The organism is Enterococcus sp. 3H8_DIV0648, assembly GCF_002140655.1.
Classification (GTDB): Bacteria; Bacillota; Bacilli; order Lactobacillales; family Enterococcaceae; genus Enterococcus_A; species Enterococcus_A hulanensis.
This window is the reverse complement of sequence record NZ_NGLG01000003.1, coordinates 1-3,570: the sequence shown is the minus strand read 5'-3', so window position 1 is coordinate 3,570 and position 3,570 is coordinate 1. Positions and strand designations below refer to the sequence as shown.

4 protein-coding genes are annotated in these 3,570 nt (G+C 39.8%); 3 read left to right on the top strand and 1 reads right to left on the bottom strand.

What is annotated here, in order from left to right:
- Positions 1-316 precede the first annotated feature (316 nt).
- The 3 genes from A5875_RS22750 to A5875_RS22740 all read left to right on the top strand — a co-directional run bounded on the left by A5875_RS22750 (position 317) and on the right by A5875_RS22740 (position 2,958).
- Positions 317-934, top strand: a complete 618-nt coding sequence (locus A5875_RS22750; RefSeq protein WP_088935881.1) for a 50S ribosomal protein L25/general stress protein Ctc — start codon at positions 317-319, stop codon at positions 932-934.
- Between the two features lie 205 nt (positions 935-1,139).
- Positions 1,140-1,463 carry a DUF960 domain-containing protein gene (locus tag A5875_RS22745; RefSeq protein ID WP_088935880.1) on the top strand — a complete coding sequence of 108 codons (324 nt, stop codon included), beginning with the start codon at positions 1,140-1,142 and terminating at the stop codon, positions 1,461-1,463.
- Between the two features lie 124 nt (positions 1,464-1,587).
- Complete coding sequence (locus A5875_RS22740; RefSeq protein WP_088935879.1) at positions 1,588-2,958, top strand: MATE family efflux transporter; 1,371 nt, start codon at positions 1,588-1,590, stop codon at positions 2,956-2,958.
- Positions 2,959-3,003: 45 nt separating this feature from the next.
- On the opposite strand, the gene A5875_RS22735 is transcribed toward A5875_RS22740, so the two are convergent.
- Positions 3,004-3,570 (bottom strand): hypothetical protein (locus A5875_RS22735; protein WP_254911932.1); only part of this gene is annotated, 567 nt, incomplete at its 5' end.

Here is a 3,570-nt window from a genome sequence, read left to right as displayed (position 1 = left end):
CTCCTTTTTTCTTTTTTTGAAGAATAAAAAAGGTTCTTACTTGCATTTCTATGGCATAAGCCCTAGAATTTAATTATGCAAGTCAAAGATTTGCATTAAAAATTAAGTGAATCGACACTCCGGTGTCAAAGGTTTCTCATACACAGCGTTACGACCTGGTAGAGAAAGTTGAACGTAGACTTTTTTTGGACAGTTGTGTACACGACTGTCTTTTTGCGTGTTTTTCGCAAAGCCATTGTGCTGAGAATAACCCGTCACTTAAATAAAATCTGTCTGCTTACCAACAGACAGTCACATTTTAAGGAGGAATTTGGTTATGGCAGTATCATTGAAAGTAGAAGAAAGAGCAATTCGCCCTCGTTCCATTCGCAACAAATTGCGTCACGAAGGAAAAGTTCCAGCAATCGTTAATGGGTATAAGGTTGAAAGTACGCCTATCTCAATCGATGAACGTGAATTTTCAAGATTGTTGCGTGAAAATGGCGCAAACACTGTTTTTACTATTGAAGTTGGCGGAAAGAAAGTAAACACATTATTACGTGAAACTCAATTAGACACTTTTACACATCGTTTGACACACGTTGAATTAGTATCTGTAAACTTGTCTGAAGAAACCGAAGCTGAAACAGAAATCAACTTAGTTGGTGAAGCTGTTGGTGTGAAGGCCGGTGGTACACTTGCTCAAACACTTTATACAGTAGTTGTTTCTGCAACACCAGAAAAATTACCAGAAGGTATCGAAGTGGATATTTCTGGATTAGAAATCGGTCAATCAATCTCAATCAGCGATCTGCCTAAAAACGCTGACTACACGATTGTAACAGATGCAGACGAACAAGTTGCTTCTGTCCAAGAAGCTCAAGAACTTCCTGAAGAAGGCGAAGTTTCTGAAGGCGCCGAACCAGAAGTCATCGGCGGATCAACAGAAGAATAAGCATTTGCAGAAGCATGTCGGAATCCGGCATGCTTCTTTTTTAACCATTTAATTCGTTTTTCTCCTATTAGGGTCAAAATTATTTAGTTTTTCTTATATACCAAGTACAATAAGTGGTCTTTTTTAGTAAAAAGATTTACAATAAGGCACTACAAAGCTTACTTGTACTTTAAGTAAGTGATTCCAACTAAAGGAGGAAAAATCTATGCTTGAAACATTTGATTCGAAGAAAAGTCGTTATGCCTCTGTCGGTGTGGTGTCCAGCTTGCCAGGCGAGCTGATTGATAGTATCTGGTATATCATTGACTTAGACTTAAAGGGCTTGATCCCATTAGACAATATCTTGAGTTTTGATTTAATCAACAATGACGGACGTGTCACGATGCACTTCTCCCAAGAAGGCAGCGAAGTTGAAATGGGCATTGATCTGCCGTTTGGATTTTCTTATGATTTTCCGCAAGAAGTCTATGCTTATGACGACGGCAATCGTCAAACTATTCTATTACCGAATGAAATTCGTCAACGTTAAATTCATAAGACAGCCCGTTTCTTAAGGGTTGTCTTTTTTTCTTAACTTTTTACACGATACTCTTGCTTTCAGAAAATTTTGTGGTAATATCAATCAGAAAATTTTTTTAGAAAGCAGGAAAAAAATGAAAGAATTAACTCATGGAAATCCAGCAAAATTGATTTTATTGTTTGCTTTGCCACTATTTGTAGGAAATGTTTTTCAGCAATTTTACAGCATGATAGATATGTTGGTTGTAGGTCAGGTGCTGGGTAAAGATGCCTTAGCCGCCGTGGGTGCAACGGGTAGTGTTAGTTTCTTGATTATCGGGTTTGCTCAAGGTTTAACCTCAGGTCTGTCAATTATTACAGCCCAACGCTTTGGTGCTAAAGATTTGCAGGGCGTACGAAAAAGCTTTGCTGCTTCTATTTTGATCAGCCTTGGTGTCACTGTCATTTTGACGATTTTGAGTTTGATATTTTTACGTCCATTGCTTTTATTGATGCAAACACCGCCTGAACTTTTGGATCAAGCACAAGATTTCATTTCCGTGATTTTAGCCGGAATCTTCGCTTCCATGAGTTTTAATCTTTTATCCAATATGGTGCGAGCACTGGGCGATAGTCGGACACCCTTGTTTTTCTTGGCTGCCGCAGTAGTTGTCAATGTTGTTTTAGATTTGATTTTTATTATCTACTTCCACATGGGAGTTGCCGGAGCCGGTTATGCAACAGTGATCGCACAAGTATTCGCTAGTCTGTTATGCGTGTGGTTTATTCGGCGAAAAATCCCATTATTACAAGTCAGCCGGAAACACTTTTCTTTCGATAAGGAAGAAATAAATCAGCATTTGAAAGCAGCATTGCCTATGGGCTTTCAATCATCGATTATCGCGATCGGCGCAGTAATCTTACAATCAGCGCTGAATACATTAGGAACAGACGTTGTAGCAGCACAAGCAGCCGCTAGTCGAATCGATCAATTCGCGATTCTTCCGATGATGTCTTTTGGGATTACAATGACTACTTTCACAGCACAGAACCTAGGTGCAAAACAATATGGTCGAATCATCCAAGGGGTGAAGCAGGGATTATTGATGAGCGGGGCATTTAGTTTATTCGCAGGATTACTGGTCATTACTTGCGGACGTTCCTTCGTCGCCTTGTTTGTGGATCGCAGCGAAACGCATGTCTTTGATCTGGCCCAGACTTATTTTACTATTAATGGTTCTTTGTACTGGGTATTAGCGGCTTTACTTGTTCTGCGTTATACATTACAGGGATTAGGTCAAGCTAAAATACCGACAATTGCCGGAATGATGGAACTGATTATGCGATCTTTCGCAGCCATTATCTTGACCCATTCCTTCGGCTTTGCTGGAGCAGCGTTCGCTTCTCCGTTAGCTTGGATTGGATCTACGCTTGTTTTACTGGCTTCTTATTTCAAAGCGATGCGTCGATTAAAACAGCTGGATAACGAACAAACATTAGAGCCGTCAATCGGCTTCGAGCATTAAAAAAGCAAAAATCCTTCAATGGATTTTTGCTTTTTTTACTCTATTTTAATCCTTTGATTCTTTTGCTAGTTGGCAGTAGATTGACAACATGTGTTGGGAAAACGCTGAAGTAAATCCTCTTGCAGTATCGATGATTTGATTACATCTTGCAAAATAGAGATGGAAATAAATTTCCGAATCATCCTCCAAGATTCGCGCTACCGCTGAAGCATAGTTTGTAATCAACAATTCTTTGATACTTTCATCTGACTCGCCGAAGATCCCTGCAAAATCCAACCCGCATTCGACAAAATATAATTCTACATCAATCAACGCGCGCTGGTTTTGACAACTCTTGCGGAACTTTCGCAGCAACTCTTTCGCTTGTATTAAGGAACGATCCACCTCTCCATGGGGAAAAAATGCCTTCTCCAGCTTTTGTTTGGTCATTTTTGCTAGACGCATCCCATATTCATCACCCAAAAAGCGCGAGTCAACAATTTGTTGAGCAACCTCTGAATGTTTATATACCTGACATAGCAGCTTTATTAATTGATCATTATCCGCCTCACATAGTTTTTCCCGCAATCCCGAAATCGTCATTTCCATCTTGCAACCCTCACCTTCACTCTT